This is a genomic window from Aquincola tertiaricarbonis, from assembly GCF_000969605.1.
GTDB lineage: Bacteria > Pseudomonadota > Gammaproteobacteria > Burkholderiales > Burkholderiaceae_C > Aquincola > Aquincola tertiaricarbonis.
On sequence record NZ_JZUE01000007.1, the window covers coordinates 15140 to 33364 of the forward strand.

The following is an 18225-nucleotide window of genomic DNA, read 5'->3' on the forward strand; positions in this document are numbered from 1 at the left end:
GACACGGCCATGTCTAGAATCCTTCGACTCAAGGAGTCGCGATGCTTGCCCTCTCTCCGCGGTGGCGTGCCGCAACCCGTCACGCCCTCGCTGCTGCACTGCTGGCCGCGGGCGTCGTCCATGCACAGGTGCCCGCCGAAGCGGCCACGCCTGCCACCGCCGCCGCTTCCACCCCGCAGAACTCACCGCTCGATGCGCCGCTTTTCTACCAGCTGCTGGTGGGCGAGATGGAGCTGCGCAACGGCGAGGCCGGCACCGCCTACCAGGTGCTGCTGGACGCTGCCCGCCGCTCACGCGATGAGCAGCTGTTCAAGCGCGCCGTGGAAATCGCGCTGCAGGCCCGCGCCGGCGACCAGGCCCTGAGCGCCGCCCGCGCCTGGCGCATCGCCCTGCCCGACTCGGCCGAGTCCCTGCGCTACCAGGTCCAGCTGCTGATGGCGCTGAACCGCGTGCCCGAGGTGGCCGAGCCGCTGCGCGAGCTGCTGGCCCAGACGCCGGTGGTCGAGCAGCCGGGGCTCATCTCGTCGCTGCCGCGCTTCTTCCAGCGCAGCACCGACCGCAAGCAGGTGGTGGAGCTCTTCGAGCAGGTGCTGGCGCCGTACCTGGAGGCCACCGGCACCCGCGCTGCCTCGCGCGTGGCGCTGGCCCGCGCCTGGCAGGCGGCCGGCGACACGCCGCGTGCGCTCACCCTGGCGCGCCGCGCCCAGGTGGACGACCCCAGCTTCCCAGGCCCGGCGCTGCTGGCGCTGGAACTGCTGCCCGGCCAGCCCGAGGCCCAGCGCATCGTCGAGAACTACCTGGACCAGCCCAAGGCCGAGCCCGCCGTGCGCCTGGCCTATGTGCGGGTGCTGAGCGGCGCCCAGCGCTATGCCGACGCCATCAAGCAGCTGGAGGTGGTCACCCGCGCGCAGCCCGACCTGCCCGCGCCCTGGCTCACCCTGGGCGCGCTGCAGCTGGAACTGCGCCAGCCGCAGCAGGCCCAGGCGTCGCTGGAACGCTTCATCACGCTGCGGCAGGCCGCCGGCGCCCCGCCGGCCGAGGCGGAAGGCGAGGCCGCGCCCGACGATGGCGACCTGATGCAGGCCTGGCTGCTGCTGGCCCAGGCCGCCGAGCAGCGCGGCGACCTGAAGGCCGCCGATGCGTGGCTTGCAAGGATCGACAGCCCGCAGCGTGTGGTGGAAGTGCAGGCCCGCCGCGCGGTGCTGGTGGCTCGGCAGGGCCGCGTGACCGAAGCCCGCGCGCTGATCCGCGCCATCCCCGAGCGCGAGCCCGACGATGCGCGCGCCAAGGTGCTGGCCGAATCGCAGATGCTGCGCGAGGTCAAGCTTTGGCGCGAGGCGCACGACGTGCTGGCCACGGCCACTGCGCGCCAGCCCGAGGACGCCACCCTGCTGTACGAACAGGCCATGATGGCCGAGAAGATCGACCGCCCCGCGGAGATGGAACAGCTGCTGCGCCGCGTGATCCAGCTCAAGCCCGATCACGCACATGCCTACAACGCGCTGGGCTATGCGCTGGCCGATCGCAACCAGCGGCTGCCCGAGGCACGTGAACTGATCGCCAAGGCGCTGGCGCTGTCGCCGGGCGATCCGTTCATCACCGACAGCCTGGGCTGGGTGGAATTCCGCCTGGGCAACCATGCCGAGGCGCTGCGCCTGCTGCGCAGCGCCTACAGCTCGCGCCCCGATCCCGAGATCGCCGCGCACCTGGGCGAGGTGCTGTGGTCCCAGGGCCAGCGTGACGAAGCCCTGCGCCTGTGGCGCGACGCCCAGCAGCGCGACGCCACCAACGAGGTGCTGCGCGAAACCCTGGCCCGCCTGAAGGTGAACCTGTGAAGCGACTGTTTCTTGCCTGGATGTCCGCCGCCGTGCTGGCCGGCTGTGCCAGCCTGCCGCCGGCCGATCCCAGCGCCGCCTCCATCAGCGGCCGGCTGGCGGTGCAGGTGGCCCAGCCGGTGGACAGCGATGCCGAACCGCGCAGCATGAGCGCCGCCTTCGAGCTGCGCGGCGATGCCCGCCTGGGCGAGCTGAGCCTGAGCGGCCCGTTGGGCAACACCCTGGCCCAGGCCCGCTGGCACGACGGCGAGGCCGAGCTCCTCACCACCGAGGGCACGCGCAAATTCCCCAGCCTGGATGCGATGTCGCAGCAGATGCTGGGCGAGCCGCTGCCGCTGGCCGCGCTGATCGACTGGCTGCGTGGCCGTCCTTGGCCGGCGGCGCCGAGCTATGCCAACGACGCGGGCTTCCAGCAGCTGGGCTGGCAGATCGACCTGCGCCGCTATGCGGACGGTGCGCTGGTGGCCGAGCGCTCCGGGGCCCCGGCCACCACCGTGCGGGTGCGGCTGGACAAGCCGTCGGCACCGTGAGCCTGGTCTCGTTGCTGGACGTCCCGGCGCCAGCCAAGCTCAACCTGTTCCTGCACATCACCGGCCGGCGCGCCGATGGCTATCACCTGCTGCAGTCGGTGTTCGTCCTCATCGACTGGGCCGACACCCTGCATTTCGAGCGCCGGGCCGACGGCCGGCTGCAACGCCACGACCTGGGCCCCGCCCTGCCCGCCGACGACCTGAGCCTGCGCGCCGCGCGCCTGCTCCAGCAGCGCAGCGGCTGCAGCCTGGGCGTCGACATCTCGGTCGACAAGCAGGTGCCCTGGGGCGCCGGCATGGGTGGCGGCAGTTCCGATGCGGCCACCACGCTGCTGGCGCTCAATCGGCTGTGGGGCCTGGGCTGGTCGCGGGCGCAGCTGCTCGCGCTGGCACCACAGCTGGGTGCCGACGTGCCCTTCTTCGTGGGCGGCGACAACGCCTTCGTCGAAGGCATTGGCGAGCAGCTGAGCCCCATCGAGGTGCCTGTGCAGCGCTTTGTTGTGGTCAAGCCACAGGCTTCCCTGGCCACCGCAGAAATCTTTGCGCATCCCTTGCTGACACGGGACACAAAGCTGTCTATACTCCGAGGCTCACTTGCAGATACCGCCTTCGGTCGCAATGATCTCCAGCCACCCGCTGAAGACCGCTGCCCCGAGGTAGCCCAAGCGGCTCGGTGGCTGGCAGACCGCTTCGGCAACAGCCGGATGACGGGCTCAGGCAGCGCGGTCTTTGCAAGAATGGACACAGGCACCAACGCCTCGCCTTCGGCGATAGACCTGACGGATCTTCCGGCAGGTTGGGTGGGACGGGAATGCCGAAGTCTGGCCAGCCACCCTTTGCGGGCCTGGGCAGATTGAGTTGAAGGTTGTGGCGCAAGCCGCAACCTGTGTAGGGGAGTCGCCAAGTTGGTCAAGGCATCGGATTTTGATTCCGACATGCGAGGGTTCGAGTCCTTCCTCCCCTGCCAAATATCTTTCTTCCGCTGATCGCCGTCTCGTTCATCTGCCGCCGCCAGGGTTCGCCGTGCTCTTCAACACCATGCTCTTCACGGGGAACGCCAACCCCGTGCTGGCCAAGGAAATCGCCACCCACCTCGGCATCGAGCTCGGCAAGGCCAGCGTGGGCCGCTTCTCGGATGGCGAGGTCACGGTCGAGATCCAGCAGAACGTTCGCGCCCGCGACGTCTTCGTCGTGCAGTCCACCTGCGCACCGACGAACGAGAACCTGATGGAACTGCTGATCATGACGGATGCGTTGAAGCGCGCCAGCGCGCGCCGCATCACCGCCGTGATTCCCTACTTCGGCTATGCCCGTCAGGATCGCCGCCCGCGCTCGACGCGCGTGCCGATCAGCGCCAAGGTGGTCGCCAACCTGCTGGAAACCGTCGGCGTCGAGCGTGTGCTCACGATGGATCTGCACGCCGACCAGATCCAGGGCTTCTTCGACATCCCGGTCGACAACATCTACGCCTCGCCGGTGCTGCTGGCCGATGTGCAGGCCAAGCGCTACCCTGACCTCGTGGTGGTGTCGCCCGACGTCGGCGGCGTGGTGCGTGCACGGGCGCTGGCCAAGCAGCTGGGCTGCGACCTGGCCATCATCGACAAGCGCCGCCCGAAGGCCAACGTGTCCGAGGTGATGCACGTCATCGGTGAGATCGACGGCCGCAACTGCGTGATCATGGACGACATGATCGACACCGCCGGCACGCTGGTGAAGGCGGCCGAGGTGCTGAAGGAGCGTGGCGCCAAGAGCGTGTACGCCTACTGCACCCACGCCGTGTTCTCGGGCCCGGCGATCGACCGCATCCAGAAGTCCCAGCTCGACGAAGTGGTGATCACCAACACGATCCCGCTGTCGGAAGCCGGCCAGGCCTGCAAGAAGATTCGCCAGCTGTCGGTGGCCTTCCTGTTCGCCGAGACCATCCGCCGCATCTCGGACGGCGAATCGGTCACCTCGTTGTTCGCCGAGCAAAACAGCAACTTCTGACCCCATCCAGGCACGGGCCCTCACCGGCGCGTGCCTTTTTCGTTGCAGGCCCCATGGCCTGCCCATCCAGGCACCTGGTCGCGGGTGCCTCACTTTTTTGGAGTGAAACCATGAAATTCGTCGCTTACGAGCGCACGCTGCAGGGGACCGGAGCGAGCCGCCGCCTGCGTATCGCCGGCAAGGTGCCGGGCATCGTCTACGGCGCCGGCGAGCCGGCCCAGATCGAGCTGGACCACAACGCCCTGTACTTCGCGCTGAAGAAGGAAGCGTTCCACTCGTCCATCCTGGAAATGGAACTGGCCGGCAAGACCGACAAGGTGCTGCTGCGCGACTTCCAGATGCACCCGTGGAAGCAGATCGTGCTGCACGTGGACTTCCAGCGCGTGGACGAGCGCACCCGCATCAAGAAGAAGGTGCCGCTGCACTTCATCAACGAAGAGAACTCGCCGGCCGTCAAGACCGACAAGCTGCTGATCAACCACGTGGCCACCGAACTCGAGATCGAGTGCCTGGCTTCGCAGCTGCCCGAGTTCATCACCGTCGACCTGGGCACCCTGGAAAAGGGCCAGTCGCTGCACGTCAACGACCTGAAGCTCGACAAGAACGTCAAGGTGGTGCTGCGCGGCAAGAAGAACCCGGCCATCGCCTCGGTCGCCGCACCGGTGGTGGAAGAGGAAATCACGCCGGTGGCCGTGGCCCCGGCTGCCAAGGGCAAGGCCGCCAAGAAGAACGAGAAGCAGAACAAGAAGTAAGCTGCGGCGGCCCACGGGCCGCTTCAGCCGAGTTCCGGCTCTCTCGAAGCCCCGCCCCGTGCGGGGCTTCTGCTTTGTGGAACGACGATGATCAGATTGCTTGTCGGCCTGGGCAACCCGGGCCCGGAATACGACGACACCCGCCACAACGCCGGCTTCTGGTGGATCGACCATGTGGCCCGCAAGCTCGGCAGCACGCTGAGCTACGACCGGGGCTACCACGGGCTGGTGGCGCGGGTGAACCGGCCGCTGCCCGGCATCGAAGGGCCGGTCTGGCTGCTGGAGCCGCAGACCTACATGAACCTGTCGGGCAAGTCGGTGGCGGCGCTGGCGCGCTTCTACAAGGTCGCGCCGGAAGAAATCCTGGTGGCCCACGATGAACTGGACCTGCTGCCCGGCCAGATGAAGCTCAAGCAGGGCGGCAGCCACGCCGGCCACAACGGGCTGCGCGACATGATCGCGCAGCTGGGCAGTGCCGCCTTCTGGCGGCTGCGGCTGGGCATCGGCCACCCGGGGCACAAGGCGGAGGTGGTGAACTACGTGCTCAAGAAGCCGTCGCCCACCGACCGCGCGGCGATCGACGACTGCGTGACCAAGTCCACCGAGGCGCTGGATCTGCTGCTGGCCGGCGAGATGGAGCGCGCCATGATGAAGGTGCATGCCAAGCCGCCCCGGCCCAAGCCACCGAAGCCTCCGCGCCCGGTGGCCGCGGCCGGAACCTCCCCCGCACCACCGCCCACGGACACGCCATGAAAAACCGCCTGCCGCTGTCGTCGTCGTTGCTGTTCATCCCCGCGCTGTGCGCCTTGAACCTGATGCCGACCACCGCGGCGGCCGAGACCACCGTGTACCGCTGCGGGCCGCAGGGGCGCGTGTACTCGCAGCAGCCCTGCGCAGAGGGCACGCCGCTGAGGCTGGACGACAGCCGCAGCGACGCGCAGCAGCGCGCCGCCCGGCAGAGCATTGAACGCGACCAGGCGTTGGCGGACCGGCTGCGCCGCGAGCGCCGTGAGCAGGAGGCGGAGTGGGCGGCCCTGCCTCGCGTGCCGGCGGCCATCCGCGGTGTGCCGCAGCAGCAGCCGTCGCCATCCACGCTGCACCAGTGGCAGCGCGAGCCCGGCCCCAAGGCAAGCAAGCGCACGCAGAAGAAGCAGAAGCCGGCCAGGCAGGCGTCCGGCGCAAGTTGAGCAGCAGGTAGGCGGCGCGGCGCAAGCAAGCGCCGACCGTCAGCGCCTCAGCCCGGTGTGGCCGGCGCTGCGGCCTCCGCCTGCAGCCGCCGGTATTTCGCCCACAGCGACTCCTTGGCCTCGACATGCTCCGGATTGACCGGAATGCATTCCACCGGACAGACCTGCACGCACTGCGGCTCGTCGAAATGGCCCACGCATTCAGTGCAGCGGCCGGCATCGATCACATAGAACGCCTCGCCCATCGAGATGGCCTGGTTGGGGCACTCGGGCTCGCACACATCGCAGTTGATGCACTCGTCGGTGATCATCAGGGCCATGGGAAACCTGCGTTCTATTCGCGGGGCTGGGCCACGCGGGTCTGGAGTCGTCGGAGCACGGAGGGTGCCACGAACTTGGAGACATCACCGCCGAGGGTGGCAATCTCGCGCACGAAGGTGCCGCTGACGAACTGGAACTGATCGCTCGGCGTGAGGAACAGCGTTTCCACGTCGGGCATCAGCTGGCGATTCATGCCGGCCATCTGGAACTCGTATTCGAAGTCGCTGACCGCGCGCAGGCCGCGCACCACCACGCTGCCGCCGTGGTCCACCACGAAGTCGCGCAGCAGGCCGCGGAAGGCAATCACTTCCACGTTCGGGTACGGCGCGGCCAGTTCCTTGGCGATCTCCAGCCGCTCGTCCACGCTGAACATCGTGCGCTTGTGATGGCCGGCCGCCACCGCCAGGATCAGCCGCTCGAACAGGCGGCTGGCGCGACGCATCAGGTCTTCATGGCCCAGCGTCATCGGATCGAAGGTGCCGGGGTAGACGGCGGTCAGTCGCTTCGCGGTGGTCACGCGGCACTCTCCTTGGGGTCGATCCCGGTCGTCGGCCGGGCAGTTTAGCTGTCGCGCTGCAGCAACTGGGCATGCACCGCCCCGGCGCGCAGCTGGCGGTGCAGGCGGAAGCCGGCGGGCACCTCCGCCAGGGGCTCGCCGCTTTCGAGGTACAGCCACCCGGCCGGCGCCACCAGCGGCGCGGCCACCGCAATGGCCGACGCCGCCAGGCCGGCATCGAAGGGCGGGTCAAGCAGCACCAGCTCGAAGGCACCCGGCGCACCGCGCGCCATCCAGGCCATCGCGTCGGCCTGCTGGATGCACAGCGCGGTGGCGGACAGTCGCTGCTGCGCCTGCCGCAGCAGCCGCAGCAAATCGCGGTCGCGCTCCAGCAGCGTGACCTCGGTGGCGCCGCGGGAGGCGGCCTCGAAGCCGAGCGCACCGCTGCCGGCGAAGGCGTCCAGCACGCGCCAGCCCGTGAGGTCACCGCCCAGCCAGTTGAAGAGGGTTTCTCGAACCCGGTCGGGCGTGGGCCGCAGGCCGGGTTTGTCCAGCACCGGCAGCTTGCTGCGCTTCCATTGCCCGCCGACGATGCGCACCTCGTGCGGCGGCTGGCGGCGCGCCGGCGCCTTGCCCGCCGTCATGCGCGCACGGGAATGCCCCGTTGGCGCATCAGCGCCTTGGCTTCGGCCACGGTGTGCTGTCCGTAGTGGAAGATGCTGGCCGCCAGCACCGCATCGGCACCGCCCTGCTGGATGCCTTCGCACAGGTGCTCCAGCGTGCCGACGCCGCCGGAGGCGATCACGGGGACGTCCACCGCGTCGCTCACCGCGCGGGTGAGCGGGATGTTGAAGCCGGCCTTGGTGCCGTCCCGGTCCATGCTGGTGAGCAGGATTTCGCCCGCGCCCAGGGAGGCCATGCGGAAGGCCCAGTCCACCGCATCGAGCCCGGTGTTCTTGCGGCCGCCATGGCTGTAGACGTCCCAGCCGGCGCCGTTCTCACGCGCCTTGGCGTCGATGGCGACCACGATGGCCTGCGAGCCGTACTTGTCGGCCGCGTCGCGAATCACCTGCGGATTGGCGATGGCGGCGGAGTTGAAGCTGACCTTGTCGGCCCCGGCGTTGAGCAGCCGGCGCACGTCTTCCACCGTGCGCACGCCGCCACCCACCGTCAGCGGGATGAAGACCTGCGAGGCCACCGCCTCGATCATGTGCAGGATGAGGTCGCGGCCGTCGGAGGTGGCGGTGATGTCGAGGAAGGTGAGCTCGTCGGCGCCCTGCTCGTTGTAGCGGGCGGCGATTTCCACCGGATCGCCCGCGTCGCGCAGCTCGAGGAAGTTGACGCCCTTGACGACGCGCCCGCCGGTGACGTCCAGGCAGGGAATGATGCGTTTGGCCAGCACGTCAGGCCGCCAGTTCGTCGGCGCGGCGCTGGGCCTCGGCGAAATCGAGCGAGCCGGTGTAGATCGAGCGGCCGCAGATGACGCCTTCCACGCCTTCGCTTTCCACCGCGCACAGGCGTTCGATGTCGGCCAGGTCGCTCAAGCCGCCGGAAGCGATCACCGGGATGGTGAGGGCCTGCGCCAGCTTGACGGTGGCCTCGATGTTCACCCCGCTCAACATGCCGTCGCGGCCGATGTCGGTGTAGACGATGCCTTCGACGCCGTAGTCCTCGAACTTCTTGCCGAGGTCGATCACCTCGTGGCCGGTGAGCTTGCTCCAGCCATCGGTGGCCACCTTGCCGTCCTTGGCGTCCAGGCCCACGATGATGTGGCCGCCGAAGGCGCTGCAGGCGTCCTTCAGGAAGCCGGGGTTCTTGACCGCGGCGGTGCCGATGATCACGTACGACAGGCCGTCGTCCAGGTAGCGCTCGATGGTGTCCAGGTCGCGGATGCCGCCGCCCAGCTGCACCGGGATCTCGTCGCCCACTTCGGCCAGGATGGCGCGGATGGCCGGCTCGTTCACCGGCTTGCCGGCGAAGGCGCCGTTCAGGTCCACCAGGTGAAGGCGGCGCGCGCCCGCGTCCAGCCAGCGCCGGGCCATGGCGGCGGGGTTGTCCCCGAAGGTGGTGCTGTCGTTCATGTCGCCTTGCTTGAGGCGGACGCACTTGCCGTCTTTCAGGTCGATGGCCGGGATGAGCAGCATGACGGGTTCAACTGGAGGAGGAAAAAGAGGGAGGACGCCGCGAGGCGCTGCGGCGCGAGAAGACGTCAGGGCTTCCAGGAGAGGAAGTTGCGATAGAGGGCCAGGCCATGGGCCGCGCTCTTCTCGGGGTGAAACTGCGTGGCAAAAATGTTATCGCGCGCTATCGCCGAGGTAAAGCGTGCGCCGTACTCCGTTTCCCCCACGCTGTGCGCCGGGTCGGCCGGGCGGGCGAAGAAGCTGTGCACGAAGTAGAAGTAGGTGCCGTCGGGTACGCCGGCCCACAGCGCATGCGGTTTCTGGAACACCTCGTTCCAACCCATCTGCGGCACCTTGAAGCGGCTGCCGTCGGGCTGCTTCTGGCCTTCAAGCCGGAAGCGCAGGCAATTGCCGGCAAACAGGCCCAGGCCGGGCGTGTCCTGCTCCTCGCTGTGCTCCAGCAGCATCTGCATGCCCACGCACACGCCCATCAGCGGCTTGCTGGCGGCGGCCTCGAGCACCGCTTCCTGCAGGCCGGAGGCGCGCAGCTCGTGCATGCAGTCGCGCATGGCGCCCTGGCCGGGCAGCACGATGCGTTCGGCGCCACGCACTTCCTCGGGGTGCGAGGTGACGATCACCTGCGCATCGGTACCGGCGGCGACGTGCATCACCGCCTGCGACACCGAACGCAGGTTGCCCATGCCGTAGTCGACGACGGCGACGGTCCTGGCCACGGTCAGAGGCTCCCTTTGGTCGACGGGATGACGCCCGCGGCGCGCGGGTCGATGGCCATGGCCATGCGCAGCGCGCGGCCGAAGGCCTTGAACACCGTCTCGCACTGGTGATGCGCGTTGATGCCCTTCAGGTTGTCGATGTGCAGCGACACCAGCGCATGGTTCACGAAGCCCTGGAAGAACTCGTAGGTGAGCTGGGTGTCGAAGCCGCCGATCGCACCGGCAGTGAACGGGATGTGCAGGTGCAGCCCCGGGCGGCCGGAGAAATCGACCACCACGCGCGACAGCGCCTCGTCCAGCGGCACATAGCTGTGGCCGTAGCGCACCAGGCCCTTCTTGTCGCCCACGGCCTGCGCCACCGCCATGCCCAGCGTGATGCCCACGTCTTCCACCGTGTGGTGGCCGTCGATGTGCAGGTCGCCTTCGCATTCCACGTCGAGGTCGATCAGCCCGTGGCGGGCCACCTGGTCGAGCATGTGGTCGAAGAAGCCGATGCCGGTGTTCAGCCTGGCCTCGCCGGTGCCGTCGAGGTTGACGCGCACGCGGATGCGCGTTTCCTTGGTGTTGCGGCTGACTTCCGCAATGCGGGCTTGGTTGGCTTCCATCACAGGTTGGCTTTCAGGGCTTGCAGCATCTGCGTGTTCTCGTCGGGCGTGCCGACGGTCAGCCGCAGGCAGTTGTCGAGCAGCGGGTGCATGGCCGACACATTCTTCACCAGCACGCCGTGGCGCTTCAGGCCGGCAAACCACGCGCTGGCATCGGGCACCCGCACCAGGATCATGTTGGCCTCGCTGGGGAAAGGCCGCACGCCGGGCATGTCGGCCAGCGCGGCCATCAGCCGCTGGCGCTCGGCGCGGATGACGGCGGCCTGGCGGGCGTACTCGTCGGCATGCTCCAGCGCAAACAGCGCGGCCTCGGCGTTCAGCACGCTGATGTTGAAGGGCGGGCGCAGCTTGTCGACCTGTTCGATCAGCTCGGTGCGCCCCATCAGGTAGCCGATGCGCACCCCGGCCAGGCCGAACTTGCTCATGGTGCGCATCACCAGCACGTGGGGCCAGCGGGCCAGCCGCGCCATCGAATCCCGCGCGGCAAATGGCTGGTAGGCCTCGTCCATCACCACCAGGCCGGGTGCGGCCTGGATGATGCGTTCGATGGCCTCGTCGCTCCACAGGTTGGCGGTCGGGTTGTTCGGGTAGGCGAGGTAGACGATGGCCGGCTGGTGCTGCGCGATGGCCGCCAGCATGGCGGCTTCGTCCAGCTCGAAGTCGGCGGTCAGCGGCACGCCGACGAAGCGCAGCCCCTGCAGCTGGGCCGACATCGCATACATCACGAAGCCGGGCAGCGGCGCCAGGATCGTGGCGCCGGGCACGTCGCAGGCCATGGCCAGCAGCGAAATCAACTCGTCGGAGCCATTGCCCAGCATCAGCGCGCAGCCCTCGGGCAGCGCGGCATGCCGGGCCAGTGCAGCCTTCAGGTCATCGCCGCGCTCGGCGGGGTAACGGTGCAGCGCAACGCGGCCCAGGCGCTCGCCCAGCGCCTGCTGCAGCGGCTCGGGCAGGCTGAACGGGTTCTCCATCGTGTCCAGCTTGATGAAGCCGGCGCTGGGCTGCACGGCGTAGGCGTGCATCGACTGCACGTCCTGGCGGAGCACTCGGGCGATTCGGTCGGGCAAGGTGTTCATGCGGCGGCAGGCATTTGAATTGAGCTTGGCATCGGGCTTCAGCGCTTCAGGCGCATCTCGGCGGCCTGTGCATGGGCCTGCAGGCCTTCGCCGTAGGCCAGTTCCGCGGCCACCTGGCCCAGCACCTGGGCGCCGGCTTCGCTCACCTCGATCAGGCTGCTGCGCTTCTGGAAGTCGTACACGCCCAGCGGCGACGAGAACCGCGCAGTGCCCGAGGTGGGCAGCACATGGTTGGGCCCGGCGCAGTAGTCGCCCAGGCTTTCACTCGTGAACGCGCCGAGGAAGATGGCGCCCGCATGCTTGAGCAGCGGCTCCCAGCGGTGCGGATCGCTGGAGCTGACTTCCAGGTGCTCGGGCGCAATGCGGTTGCTGATCTCGCACGCCTCTTCCATCGAGCGGGTGTGGATCAGCGCGCCCCGGCCTTCCAGCGAGGCGCGGATGGTGTCGCGGCGCGGCATGCCGGGCAGCAGGCGCTCGATCTCGGCGCGCACGCGCTCGATGTACGCCGCGTCGGGGCACAGCAGGATGCTTTGCGCCAGCTCGTCGTGCTCGGCCTGGCTGAACAGGTCCATCGCCACCCAGTCGGGCGGCGTGCTGCCGTCGGCCAGCACCAGGATTTCGCTGGGCCCGGCAATCATGTCGATGCCCACGGTGCCGAACACCCGGCGCTTGGCGCTGGCCACATAGGCGTTGCCCGGTCCGGTGATCTTGTGCACCGCCGGCACCGTGGCCGTGCCATAGGCCAGCGCGCCCACCGCCTGCGCGCCGCCCAGGGTGAAGGCGCGGTGCACGCCGGCCACGTAGGCGGCGGCCAGCACCAGCGCATTGCGCTCGCCCCTGGGCGTGGGCACGACCATCACGATCTCGCCCACGCCGGCCACCTGGGCCGGGATGGCGTTCATCAGCACGCTGGACGGATAGGCCGCCTTGCCGCCGGGCACGTAGATGCCCACGCGGTCGAGTGGCGTGACCTTCTGGCCCAGCAACGTGCCGTCTTCATCGCGATACTGCCAGCTCAGGCCACACGCCTGCAGCTGCCGCTCGTGGTAGCTGCGCACGCGGCGGGCGGCGAACTCGATGGCTTCGCGTTGCTTCGTCGGCAGGCCGTCGAAGGCGGCCTTCAGTTCTTCGCGCGTGATCTCCAGCTCGGCGACCGTGGCCGCCTGCAGGCCATCGAAACGCGCGGTGTATTCCAGCACCGCGGCATCGCCACGGGCCTGCACGTCCGCCAGGATCTCGGCCACCCGCTGCTCGATCGCATGGTCGGTTTCGGCCGACCAGTGCAGCACGCGCTGGAACTCGGCTTCGAAATCGGCTGCGGTGGTGGCGAGCTGGCGGAGGGCGAGTGTCATGGCTGGATGGCGGATTCGAAGGCGTCGATGAGGGGCCGGAGGATGTCGCGCTTGAGCTTCAGCGCGGCCTGGTTCACCACCAGGCGGGACGAGATCGGCATGATCTGCTCGACCTCGACCAGGTGGTTGGCGCGCAGCGTGCTGCCGGTGGACACCAGGTCGACGATGGCGTCGGCCAGGCCGGTCAGCGGTGCCAGCTCCATGCTGCCGTAGAGCTTGATCAGGTCGACGTGCACGCCCTTGTCGGCAAAGTGCTGGCGGGCCACGGTGGTGTACTTGGTGGCCACGCGGATGCGCGAGCCCTGCTTGACGGCCGCGGCGTAGTCGAAGTCGGCCCGGGTAGCCACGCTCATGCGGCAGCGGGCGATGTTCAGGTCCAGCGGCTGGTACAGGCCGTTGCCGTCGTGCTCCAGCAGCACGTCCTTGCCGGCCACGCCCATGTCGGCGCCGCCGTACTGCACGTAGGTGGGCACGTCGGTGGCGCGCACCAGCACCACGCGCACGTCGGGCCGGTTGGTGGTCAGGATCAGCTTGCGCGAGGTCTCGGGATCCTCGGTCACCTCGATGCCGGCGGCCTTCAGCAGCGGCAGCGTCTCGTCGAAGATGCGGCCCTTGGACAGTGCGAGCGTCACGGTCATACAGCGGCCTTCTCGGGCGTGCCGGAAATGCGCTCGATGTCGGCGCCCAGCGCGCGCAGCTTCACTTCCATGCGGTCGTAGCCGCGGTCCAGGTGGTAGATGCGGTCGACCACCGTCTCGCCCTGCGCCACCAGGCCGGCGATCACCAGGCTGGCGGAGGCGCGCAGGTCGGTGGCCATCACGCTGGCGCCCGACAGGCTTTCCACGCCCTGCACCACCGCAGTGTGGCCGTCGGCCTCGATGTTGGCGCCCAGGCGCTTCATCTCGTCCACGTGCATGAAGCGGTTCTCGAAGATGGTCTCGGTGATGCGCGCCGCGCCTTCGGCCACCGCATTCACGGCCATGAACTGCGCCTGCATGTCGGTGGGAAAGGCCGGGTACTCGCTGGTGCGGAAGCCCACCGCCTTCGGCCGGCCGCGGGCCTGCACGCGGATCCAGTCGTCGCCGGAGGTGATGTCGGCGCCGGCCTCGCGCAGCTTGTCGACCACGGCGTCCAGGTGGTGGATGCAGGTGTCGCGCAGCGTCACGTCGCCGCCGGTGGCCAGCACCGCGCACAGGAAGGTGCCGGTCTCGATGCGGTCGGGGATGGTGCGGTGGCCGCCGGTGGGCGCATGCAGGCGCTCGACGCCGGTGATGCGCAGCCGGCCGGTGCCGATGCCTTCGATCCTGGCGCCCATCTTCACCAGCATCTCGGCCAGGTCGGTGACCTCGGGCTCCTGGGCGGCGTTCTCCAGCAGCGTCTCGCCTTCGGCCAGCGTGGCGGCCATCAGCAGGTTCTCGGTGCCGGTGACGGTGACCATGTCGGTGGTGATGCGCGCGCCGCGCAGCCGGCCGCCGGGTGCGTTCGCCACGATGTTGCCGTGCTCCACCACGATGTGCGCGCCCATCGCCTGCAGGCCCTTGATGTGCTGGTCGACCGGGCGCGAGCCGATGGCGCAGCCGCCGGGCAAGGACACGGTGGCGGTGCCGAAGCGCGCCAGCAGCGGGCCCAGCGCCAGGATGGAGGCGCGCATCGTCTTGACCAGGTCGTAGGGCGCCACCGGGTTGGCCACGTCGCTGGCGTCCAGCCGCACCTCGTCGGGCCGGCTCTCGCTTTGCTCGGCCTGCACGCCCATGCTGCGCAGCAGCTTCAGCGCGGTCTTGGTGTCCTGCAGGCGCGGCACGTTGCCCAGCTGCACCGGATCGGCCGTGAGCAGTGCAGCGAACAGCTGTGGCAGCGCCGCGTTCTTGGCGCCGGAGATGCGCACTTCGCCCTGGAGGCTGCGGCCGCCGCGGATGAGGAGTTTGTCCATGTGTAGTGTGGCTGGCTGTGCGGCGCCGCCGCCGGCAGCCGGGCCATCACACGCACGGTGAGGCAGCCCGCCGCCCGCGGCATGCCGCGGGGTCGATCAGTGGCGGTGGGGCTCGGCGGCGGGGCTGGCGGACGGCTGGGCCTGCCATTCGGCGGGCGTCAGGGTCTTCATCGACAGCGCGTGGATTTCCTCGCGCATGCGCTCGCCCAGGGCGGCGTACACGCGCTGGTGCCGCTGCACGCGGCTCTTGCCTTCGAATTCGGGCGAGACGATGGTCGCGAAGAAATGGCGACCGTCGCCTTCGACGGCCAGGTGTTCGCAGGGCAGGCCGGCGGCGATGAATTCGCGGACTTGCTGGGGTGTGGGTTCGGCCATGGCCCGCGGATTATCGCCTGCGGCGCGGCATCCTGCCGGCGCCGTTGTCCCGGTGCACGTCGTGGGTGACCACCGCCGCCTTGCTGGTGGGCGGCGCCAGCCAGTCGGCATGGGCCAGCGTGCGGCGCATGTCGTCCAGGCCGCTGGCCCAGTGTTCGCGCATGGTCAGCGGGCCGAACTCGTAGTCCTTGCTCAGGCCGTCCCACTCCTTGTCGCGGTAGATCAGCTGCACGATGTTGAGCTTGCGGTCGCAGGCTTCCACCGCGGCCTCGGCGCACCATTCGCAATCGGCACGCGCCTCGGGCGGCACCTTGGCCAGCACGCCGCGCAGCAGCGCGCGCAGCTTCTGTTCGCGCGCCAGCATGTCGGTGATGGCGCGGGTGCGGCTGGAGAAGCGGATGTCCTTCTGCCGCTCCTCGATGTCGTAGAGATTGGCCGGCAGCGGGCCGACGGCGCTCCACAGGTCGACCTGGAAGGCCAGCGTGTCGCGCCGCGGCGTCTCGGCCACCACCTCGGCCAGCGGCGTGTTGGACACCAGCCCGCCGTCCCAGTAGCTTTCCCCGTCGATCTCCACGGCGGCAAACCCCGGCGGCAGCGCGCCCGAGGCCATGAAGTGCTCCGGCCGCAGCCGGCCCTTCCACGGCCCGCGCGAGTTGTCGAAGCGCTCGAAGTTGCCGCTGCGCACATTGACGGCGGAGACGGTGACGCGCATCTCGCCGGCATTGATGCGGTCGAAGTCGCACAGGCGTTCCAGCGTGGACTTCAGCGGCGAGACGTCGTACCAGCTCAGCTCGCTGAAGGCGCGGTGCGGCCACCACGGCGGCGTCAGGCGCGGCACGAAGAAGCCGTGCTGGCCTTCCAGCATCGCGCGCGTGGCTTCCATCGAGTTGAAGGCCGCCCGCAGCGGGCCGCCCACCTGCTCGGCGGTGGCCTGGAGCCAGTCGGCACTGGGCGCGCCGAAGGCGGGCTGGCAGATGGTCTGCCAGAACTCGCGCAGGCGGTCCACGCGGTGCTCGGGCGCATTGCCGGCGATCACCGCACTGTTGAGCGCTCCGATCGAGATGCCCGCCACCCAGTTGGGCCGGATGCCGGCCTCGGACAGGCCCTCGAACACCCCTGCCTGGTAGGAACCCAGGGCCCCGCCGCCCTGCAGCACGAGCGCGATGTGTTCATAGGGCAGCGGGCGCGGGGCGGTGTGGTTCATGACCGGAGTTTGTAGCCGGTGGCCAGCAGCCGCAACGCCACGGCGCTGACCACCAGGAAGCTCACCGACACCACGCCCAGGCTGAGCCAGGGCGACACGTCGCCCACGCCGAAGAAACCATGCCTGAAGCCGTCGATCATGTAGAAAAACGGATTCAGGTGGCTGACCGCCTGCCAGGCCGCGGGCAGCGAGTGCACCGAATAGAACACGCCTGACAGGAAGGTCATGGGCATGATGATGAAGTTCTGGAAGGCGGCCAGCTGGTCGAACTTCTCGGCCCACAGCCCGGCGATGAGCCCCAGGCAGCCCATCAGCCCGGCGCCCAGCGCGGCGAACACCACGATCCACCACGGTGCCACGAAAGCCGGCGGCGCGAACCACACGGTGACCAGCAGCACGCCCAGGCCCACCGCCAGGCCGCGGATGACGGAAGCACCCACATAGGCCGCGAACCAGGCCCAGTGCGACAGCGGCGTGACCAGCAGGAACACCAGGTTGCCGGTGATCTTGCTCTGGATGAGCGAGGAGCTGCTGTTGGCGAAGGCGTTCTGCAGCACGCTCATCATCACCAACCCGGGGATCAGGAAGCTGGTGTAGCCCACGCCGGGGTAGACCTGCACATGGTCCTCCAGCACGTGGCCGAAGATCAGCAGGTACAGCACCGCGGTGAGCACCGGCGCGGCCACGGTCTGGAAGCTCACCTTCCAGAAGCGCAGCACTTCCTTGTAGAGCAGCGTGCGGGCGCCGGCGAACAGGCTCGCACTCATGCCGCCACCTTCGCACCCGTGCCCGCAGCCTGGGGCGCGCCCTGCATGATCTCGAGGAAGACGTCCTCCAGGTCGGCGCGGCCGATTTCCAGGTCCTCGATGCGCACGCCCGCCCCGCGCAGCTGCGCCAGCAGTTGCTCCACCTCGGCCGCGTCGTGCGCCGTCACCTGGGCGATGCGGCCGGTGACGCGCGCATGCGCGGCCATCGCCGGCGGCAGCGCATCGTCGGTCTTGAAGCGCAGCATGGTGCTGGCGGTGCCCGCCAGCAGGTTGGCGGTGCGGTCCAGCGCCACCACCTTGCCGCGCTTGAGCATCGCGATGCGGTTGCACAGCGCCTCGGCCTCTTCCAGGTAGTGGGTGGTCAGCAGCACGGTGTGGCCTTCGCGGTTCAGGCGTGCGACGAACTGCCACAGCGTCTGCCGCAGTTCCACGTCCACGCCGGCGGTGGGTTCGTCCAGCACGATGACCGGCGGCCGGTGCACCAGCGCCTGCGCCACCAGCACCCGGCGCTTCATGCCGCCAGACAGCTGGCGCATGTTGGCGCCGGCCTTGTCCGCCAGGCCCAGGCTGGCCAGCAGCTCGTCGATCCAGGCGCCGTTGTTGCGCACGCCGAAGTAGCCACTCTGGATGCGCAGGGTCTCGCGCACGCTGAAGAACGGGTCGAACACCAGCTCCTGCGGCACGATGCCCAGCGCCTTGCGGGCCGCGGCGTAATCGGCCACGACATCATGGCCCATCACGGTCACGCGGCCGGAGGTGGCGCGGTTCAGGCCGGCCAGGATGCTGATGAGGGTGGTCTTGCCGGCACCGTTGGGGCCGAGCAATCCGAAGAATTCGCCCTCCTGGATGTCGAAGGAGACATCGTCGAGGGCTTGGAAGCTGCCGCTGGCTCCCCGGTAGGTTTTGGCGACTTGCTGGAACGATACGGCGGGCATGGGCCGGCGATTGTAGGGAG

The 18225-nt window shown here is 69.2% G+C and carries 22 protein-coding genes and 1 tRNA gene; 8 read left to right on the forward strand and 15 right to left on the reverse strand.

What is annotated here, in order from left to right:
- Positions 1 to 41 precede the first annotated feature (41 nt).
- The 8 genes from VO99_RS09920 to VO99_RS09955 all read left to right on the forward strand — a co-directional run bounded on the left by VO99_RS09920 (position 42) and on the right by VO99_RS09955 (position 6290).
- A complete protein-coding gene (locus tag VO99_RS09920; protein ID WP_046112705.1) occupies positions 42 to 1835 on the forward strand; it encodes a tetratricopeptide repeat protein in 1794 nt (597 codons plus the stop codon).
- On the forward strand, positions 1832 to 2365 hold the full coding sequence (locus VO99_RS09925; RefSeq protein WP_232315329.1) for an outer membrane lipoprotein LolB: 534 nt from the start codon (positions 1832 to 1834) through the stop codon (positions 2363 to 2365). The genes VO99_RS09920 and VO99_RS09925 overlap by 4 nt, the downstream gene beginning before the upstream one ends.
- Positions 2362 to 3222: a 4-(cytidine 5'-diphospho)-2-C-methyl-D-erythritol kinase gene (gene ispE / locus VO99_RS09930; RefSeq protein ID WP_083440493.1), complete on the forward strand. Its 861-nt coding sequence runs from the start codon at positions 2362 to 2364 to the stop codon at positions 3220 to 3222. The genes VO99_RS09925 and ispE overlap by 4 nt, the downstream gene beginning before the upstream one ends.
- A gap of 33 nt (positions 3223 to 3255) precedes the next feature.
- Positions 3256 to 3332 (forward strand) — tRNA-Gln (locus tag VO99_RS09935).
- A gap of 71 nt (positions 3333 to 3403) precedes the next feature.
- Entirely contained in the window at positions 3404 to 4351 is a 948-nt protein-coding gene (locus VO99_RS09940) for a ribose-phosphate pyrophosphokinase (protein WP_046112896.1), read from the forward strand.
- 110 nt (positions 4352 to 4461) lie between these two features.
- Complete coding sequence (locus VO99_RS09945; RefSeq protein ID WP_046112707.1) at positions 4462 to 5103, forward strand: 50S ribosomal protein L25/general stress protein Ctc; 642 nt, start codon at positions 4462 to 4464, stop codon at positions 5101 to 5103.
- 87 nt (positions 5104 to 5190) lie between these two features.
- Complete coding sequence (gene pth, locus VO99_RS09950) at positions 5191 to 5856, forward strand: aminoacyl-tRNA hydrolase (protein WP_046112708.1); 666 nt, start codon at positions 5191 to 5193, stop codon at positions 5854 to 5856.
- Complete coding sequence (locus tag VO99_RS09955) at positions 5853 to 6290, forward strand: hypothetical protein (protein ID WP_046112709.1); 438 nt, start codon at positions 5853 to 5855, stop codon at positions 6288 to 6290. Before pth ends, VO99_RS09955 begins: the two co-directional genes overlap by 4 nt.
- 47 nt (positions 6291 to 6337) lie before the next feature.
- Here the strand turns inward: VO99_RS09955 and VO99_RS09960 are convergent, their stop codons facing one another.
- The 15 genes from VO99_RS09960 to VO99_RS10030 all read right to left on the reverse strand — a co-directional run bounded on the left by VO99_RS09960 (position 6338) and on the right by VO99_RS10030 (position 18205).
- Positions 6338 to 6610: a YfhL family 4Fe-4S dicluster ferredoxin gene (locus VO99_RS09960; RefSeq protein WP_046112710.1), complete on the reverse strand. Its 273-nt coding sequence runs from the start codon at positions 6608 to 6610 to the stop codon at positions 6338 to 6340.
- A gap of 14 nt (positions 6611 to 6624) precedes the next feature.
- A complete protein-coding gene (gene coaD, locus VO99_RS09965) occupies positions 6625 to 7128 on the reverse strand; it encodes a pantetheine-phosphate adenylyltransferase (protein WP_083440494.1) in 504 nt (167 codons plus the stop codon).
- A gap of 44 nt (positions 7129 to 7172) precedes the next feature.
- Positions 7173 to 7751 (reverse strand): 16S rRNA (guanine(966)-N(2))-methyltransferase RsmD, encoded by a 579-nt coding sequence (rsmD, locus tag VO99_RS09970; RefSeq protein ID WP_046112711.1) that lies wholly within the window; start codon positions 7749 to 7751, stop codon positions 7173 to 7175.
- Positions 7748 to 8509, reverse strand: a complete 762-nt coding sequence (gene hisF, locus VO99_RS09975) for an imidazole glycerol phosphate synthase subunit HisF (protein WP_046112712.1) — start codon at positions 8507 to 8509, stop codon at positions 7748 to 7750. Before hisF ends, rsmD begins: the two co-directional genes overlap by 4 nt.
- A 1-nt stretch (position 8510) precedes the next feature.
- The gene (gene hisA, locus VO99_RS09980) at positions 8511 to 9251 is read right to left on the reverse strand and encodes a 1-(5-phosphoribosyl)-5-[(5-phosphoribosylamino)methylideneamino]imidazole-4-carboxamide isomerase (RefSeq protein WP_046112713.1); all 741 of its coding nucleotides are present in this window, start codon (positions 9249 to 9251) and stop codon (positions 8511 to 8513) included.
- 65 nt (positions 9252 to 9316) lie between these two features.
- Positions 9317 to 9961 carry an imidazole glycerol phosphate synthase subunit HisH gene (hisH, locus tag VO99_RS09985; protein ID WP_083440495.1) on the reverse strand — a complete coding sequence of 215 codons (645 nt, stop codon included), beginning with the start codon at positions 9959 to 9961 and terminating at the stop codon, positions 9317 to 9319.
- Positions 9962 to 9963: 2 nt separating this feature from the next.
- The gene (gene hisB / locus VO99_RS09990) at positions 9964 to 10566 is read right to left on the reverse strand and encodes an imidazoleglycerol-phosphate dehydratase HisB (RefSeq protein WP_046112715.1); all 603 of its coding nucleotides are present in this window, start codon (positions 10564 to 10566) and stop codon (positions 9964 to 9966) included.
- Positions 10566 to 11642 (reverse strand): histidinol-phosphate transaminase, encoded by a 1077-nt coding sequence (hisC, locus tag VO99_RS09995; protein WP_046112716.1) that lies wholly within the window; start codon positions 11640 to 11642, stop codon positions 10566 to 10568. The genes hisB and hisC overlap by 1 nt, the downstream gene beginning before the upstream one ends.
- Before the next feature lie 38 nt (positions 11643 to 11680).
- Positions 11681 to 12994 carry a histidinol dehydrogenase gene (gene hisD, locus VO99_RS10000; protein WP_046112717.1) on the reverse strand — a complete coding sequence of 438 codons (1314 nt, stop codon included), beginning with the start codon at positions 12992 to 12994 and terminating at the stop codon, positions 11681 to 11683.
- Complete coding sequence (hisG, locus tag VO99_RS10005) at positions 12991 to 13632, reverse strand: ATP phosphoribosyltransferase (RefSeq protein ID WP_046112718.1); 642 nt, start codon at positions 13630 to 13632, stop codon at positions 12991 to 12993. The genes hisD and hisG overlap by 4 nt, the downstream gene beginning before the upstream one ends.
- Positions 13629 to 14924 (reverse strand): UDP-N-acetylglucosamine 1-carboxyvinyltransferase, encoded by a 1296-nt coding sequence (gene murA, locus VO99_RS10010; protein WP_046112719.1) that lies wholly within the window; start codon positions 14922 to 14924, stop codon positions 13629 to 13631. The genes hisG and murA overlap by 4 nt, the downstream gene beginning before the upstream one ends.
- Before the next feature lie 96 nt (positions 14925 to 15020).
- Positions 15021 to 15299: a BolA family protein gene (locus VO99_RS10015; RefSeq protein WP_046112720.1), complete on the reverse strand. Its 279-nt coding sequence runs from the start codon at positions 15297 to 15299 to the stop codon at positions 15021 to 15023.
- A gap of 10 nt (positions 15300 to 15309) precedes the next feature.
- Positions 15310 to 16503 (reverse strand): DUF3734 domain-containing protein, encoded by a 1194-nt coding sequence (locus VO99_RS10020; protein ID WP_046112721.1) that lies wholly within the window; start codon positions 16501 to 16503, stop codon positions 15310 to 15312.
- Complete coding sequence (locus VO99_RS10025) at positions 16500 to 17270, reverse strand: ABC transporter permease (RefSeq protein ID WP_046112722.1); 771 nt, start codon at positions 17268 to 17270, stop codon at positions 16500 to 16502. The genes VO99_RS10020 and VO99_RS10025 overlap by 4 nt, the downstream gene beginning before the upstream one ends.
- Positions 17267 to 18205, reverse strand: a complete 939-nt coding sequence (locus VO99_RS10030) for an ABC transporter ATP-binding protein (protein WP_046112723.1) — start codon at positions 18203 to 18205, stop codon at positions 17267 to 17269. The genes VO99_RS10025 and VO99_RS10030 overlap by 4 nt, the downstream gene beginning before the upstream one ends.
- Positions 18206 to 18225: the final 20 nt, after the last annotated feature.

Bases quoted from the DNA above. Each gene is read 5' to 3' on its own strand.
- VO99_RS09920 (WP_046112705.1), top strand. From the start codon at position 42: ATGCTTGCCCTCTCTCCGCGGTGGCGTGCCGCAACCCGTCACGCCCTC.
- VO99_RS09940 (WP_046112896.1), top strand. From the start codon at position 3,404: ATGCTCTTCACGGGGAACGCCAACCCCGTGCTGGCCAAGGAAATCGCC.
- VO99_RS09945 (WP_046112707.1), top strand. From the start codon at position 4,462: ATGAAATTCGTCGCTTACGAGCGCACGCTGCAGGGGACCGGAGCGAGC.
- pth (WP_046112708.1), top strand. From the start codon at position 5,191: ATGATCAGATTGCTTGTCGGCCTGGGCAACCCGGGCCCGGAATACGAC.
- VO99_RS09955 (WP_046112709.1), top strand. From the start codon at position 5,853: ATGAAAAACCGCCTGCCGCTGTCGTCGTCGTTGCTGTTCATCCCCGCG.
- VO99_RS09960 (WP_046112710.1), bottom strand. From the start codon at position 6,610: ATGGCCCTGATGATCACCGACGAGTGCATCAACTGCGATGTGTGCGAG.
- rsmD (WP_046112711.1), bottom strand. From the start codon at position 7,751: ATGACGGCGGGCAAGGCGCCGGCGCGCCGCCAGCCGCCGCACGAGGTG.
- hisA (WP_046112713.1), bottom strand. From the start codon at position 9,251: ATGCTGCTCATCCCGGCCATCGACCTGAAAGACGGCAAGTGCGTCCGC.
- hisB (WP_046112715.1), bottom strand. From the start codon at position 10,566: ATGGAAGCCAACCAAGCCCGCATTGCGGAAGTCAGCCGCAACACCAAG.
- hisC (WP_046112716.1), bottom strand. From the start codon at position 11,642: ATGAACACCTTGCCCGACCGAATCGCCCGAGTGCTCCGCCAGGACGTG.
- hisD (WP_046112717.1), bottom strand. From the start codon at position 12,994: ATGACACTCGCCCTCCGCCAGCTCGCCACCACCGCAGCCGATTTCGAA.
- hisG (WP_046112718.1), bottom strand. From the start codon at position 13,632: ATGACCGTGACGCTCGCACTGTCCAAGGGCCGCATCTTCGACGAGACG.
- murA (WP_046112719.1), bottom strand. From the start codon at position 14,924: ATGGACAAACTCCTCATCCGCGGCGGCCGCAGCCTCCAGGGCGAAGTG.
- VO99_RS10015 (WP_046112720.1), bottom strand. From the start codon at position 15,299: ATGGCCGAACCCACACCCCAGCAAGTCCGCGAATTCATCGCCGCCGGC.
- VO99_RS10020 (WP_046112721.1), bottom strand. From the start codon at position 16,503: ATGAACCACACCGCCCCGCGCCCGCTGCCCTATGAACACATCGCGCTC.
- VO99_RS10025 (WP_046112722.1), bottom strand. From the start codon at position 17,270: ATGAGTGCGAGCCTGTTCGCCGGCGCCCGCACGCTGCTCTACAAGGAA.
- VO99_RS10030 (WP_046112723.1), bottom strand. From the start codon at position 18,205: ATGCCCGCCGTATCGTTCCAGCAAGTCGCCAAAACCTACCGGGGAGCC.